The organism is Affinundibacterium baiyunense (assembly GCF_018139645.1).
GTDB classification, from domain to species: domain Bacteria; phylum Pseudomonadota; class Gammaproteobacteria; order Burkholderiales; family Burkholderiaceae_D; genus Undibacterium; species Undibacterium baiyunense.
Map to the genome: position 1 here is coordinate 1 of NZ_JAGSPM010000035.1, position 665 is coordinate 665.

1 protein-coding gene is annotated in these 665 nt (G+C 55.9%); it reads left to right on the forward strand.

Annotated elements, in window-relative coordinates:
• Positions 1-121: 121 nt before the first annotated feature.
• On the forward strand, positions 122-520 hold the full coding sequence (locus KDM92_RS18230; RefSeq protein WP_000158919.1) for a DNA-packaging protein FI: 399 nt from the start codon (positions 122-124) through the stop codon (positions 518-520).
• Positions 521-665 lie beyond the last annotated feature (145 nt).

Below are 665 nucleotides of genomic sequence, written 5' to 3' on the forward strand. Positions count from 1 at the left end.
CTGATTGCCCGTCTGATGAGTTCGTGTCCGTACAACTGAAAGAGGAGCTTGATGAGTTCGTGTCCGTACAACTGGCGTAATCATGGCCCTTCGGGGCCATTGTTTCTCTGTGGAGGAGTCCATGACGAAAGATGAACTGATTGCCCGTCTCCGCTCGCTGGGTGAACAACTGAACCGTGATGTCAGCCTGACGGGGACGAAAGAAGAACTGGCGCTCCGTGTGGCAGAGCTGAAAGAGGAGCTTGATGACACGGATGAAACTGCCGGTCAGGACACCCCTCTCAGCCGGGAAAATGTGCTGACCGGACATGAAAATGAGGTGGGATCAGCGCAGCCGGATACCGTGATTCTGGATACGTCTGAACTGGTCACGGTCGTGGCACTGGTGAAGCTGCATACTGATGCACTTCACGCCACGCGGGATGAACCTGTGGCATTTGTGCTGCCGGGAACGGCGTTTCGTGTCTCTGCCGGTGTGGCAGCCGAAATGACAGAGCGCGGCCTGGCCAGAATGCAATAACGGGAGGCGCTGTGGCTGATTTCGATAACCTGTTCGATGCTGCCATTGCCCGCGCCGATGAAACGATACGCGGGTACATGGGAACGTCAGCCACCATTACATCCGGTGAGCAGTCAGGTGCGGTGATACGTGGTGTTTTTGATGA

What these genes read in the sequence shown, in the direction of transcription:
- KDM92_RS18230 (WP_000158919.1), top strand. Translation starts at nt 122, where the DNA reads ATGACGAAAGATGAACTGATTGCCCGTCTCCGCTCGCTGGGTGAACAA.